The sequence below is a fragment of the Kitasatospora sp. A2-31 genome (genome assembly GCF_022288725.1).
Classification (GTDB): domain Bacteria; phylum Actinomycetota; class Actinomycetes; order Streptomycetales; family Streptomycetaceae; genus Kitasatospora.
In genome coordinates this window covers 1-1,649 of sequence record NZ_JAKNTA010000147.1, presented here as the reverse complement: position 1 = coordinate 1,649, position 1,649 = coordinate 1, and the positions used below count along the sequence as shown (strand labels likewise).

The 1,649-nt window shown below is 71.7% G+C and carries 2 protein-coding genes; both read left to right on the top strand.

Annotated elements, in window-relative coordinates; translation table 11 throughout:
- Nucleotides 1-813 (top strand): nitrilase-related carbon-nitrogen hydrolase (locus tag MCM47_RS40345; RefSeq protein WP_305068080.1); only part of this gene is annotated, 813 nt, incomplete at its 5' end.
- The coding region (locus MCM47_RS40340; protein ID WP_238951794.1) for a cupin domain-containing protein at nucleotides 810-1,649 on the top strand (840 nt) is incomplete at its 3' end. The genes MCM47_RS40345 and MCM47_RS40340, both read left to right, overlap by 4 nt.

The window sequence follows — 1,649 nt, the reverse complement described above, 5'->3', positions numbered from 1 at the left end:
GTGATCGGCGTCAACGAGCGCGGCGGGCCCGGCCTGGGCACCCTCTACAACACGCTGCTCACCATCGGCCCGGACGGCAGGCTGCTCGGCGTGCACCGCAAGCTGGTCCCGACCTGGGCCGAGAAGCTGACCTGGGCCCCGGGCGACGGCAGCTCACTGGTGGTGCACCGCACGCCGATCGGCCCGCTCGGAGCGCTCGCCTGCGGCGAGAACACCAACCCGCTGGCCCGCTTCACCCTGCTCGCCCAGGGCGAACTGGTGCACGCCGCAAGCTACATCGCCCTGCCGGTCGCGCCCGACGACTACGACATGGCGGAGGCCGTCGCGCTGCGCGCGGCCGCGCACTGCTTCGAGGGCAAGGTGTTCACCGTGGTGTCCTGCTCGACGATCTCGCCCGAGATCGTCGACCTGGTGGCCGGTGAGGACCAGCGGGTCCGCAAGCAGCTCGCCCGCCCGCGCGCCGCGCTCTCCGGAGTCTTCGGCCCGGACGGGCGCCCGGTCACGGAGCCGCTGGTCGACGAGGAGGGCATCGTCTACGCCGAGATCGACCTCGCGCGCTGCCTCCAGCCCAAGCAGATGCACGACATCGTCGGCCACTACAACCGCTTCGACGTCTTCCGGCTGCACGTCGACACCGACCCGCACCGGCCCGTGCACCTCCACGAGGGCCACCGACCCGACGGATTCCGACCCGACGGATTCCGACCCGACGGACTCCGACCCGACGGACTCCGACCCGACGGACACCGACCCCCGGCGAGCCGGCCCCATCCCGAGCAGGAGAGCGGCACCCACCACCAGGAGGAAGCGTGAACGACTACGACGACACCCGGCTGGGCCGGGCCAGGGTCGGCGACAGCCCCGAACTCGCCGCCTACTACGAGGAGCTGGCCAAGCAGGAGGCCGGCGCGCTGTGGACGGTGGCGAACGAGATCGAGCCCTGGTACCCGCAGCCCAGGTCCGTCCCGGTGCTCTGGCGCTACGCCGACCTGGCACCGCTGGTCCGCAAGGCGCTGCCGCTGGTCCGGGCGGACGACGCCGGCCGCCGGGTGGTGATGCTGGTCAACCCCGGCCGGCGTGAACTGAGCGCTGCCGTCGGCCTGTTGTACACCGGCCTGCAGATCATGGGACCGGGTGAGGCGATGACCGCGCACCGCCACCAGGCAGCCGCGCTGCGCTTCGTCCACGAGGGCACCGGCGCCTGGACGATCGTGGACGGCCAGAAGCTCAAGGTCGGGCCGCGCGACTTCGCGATCACGCCCAACAACACCTGGCACGAGCACGGCAACGAGGCCTCGGACGAACCGGTGATCTGGCAGGACGGACTGGACATCCCGCTCGTCAACGCCCTCGACGCGGGCTTCTACGAAGTCCACCCCGAGCTCTACCAGCAGCCCGGCACGGTGGTGAACTCCTCGCTGCTCAGCTACGCCGGCACCCTGCTGCCGTACGGGGTCGAGAAGTGGAGCCGCCCGTACTCCCCGCTGCTCGGCTGGCCCTGGGAGCCCAGCTACGAGGCGCTCCGCCGGCTGGCCCGCGCGGGCGAGGGATCCCCGTACGACGGCGTGATCATGGAGTACGCCAACCCGGTCACCGGCGGTTTGGTGGTGCCGACCATTAGCGCCCCCCCGCAACTGCTTCGCCCCGGC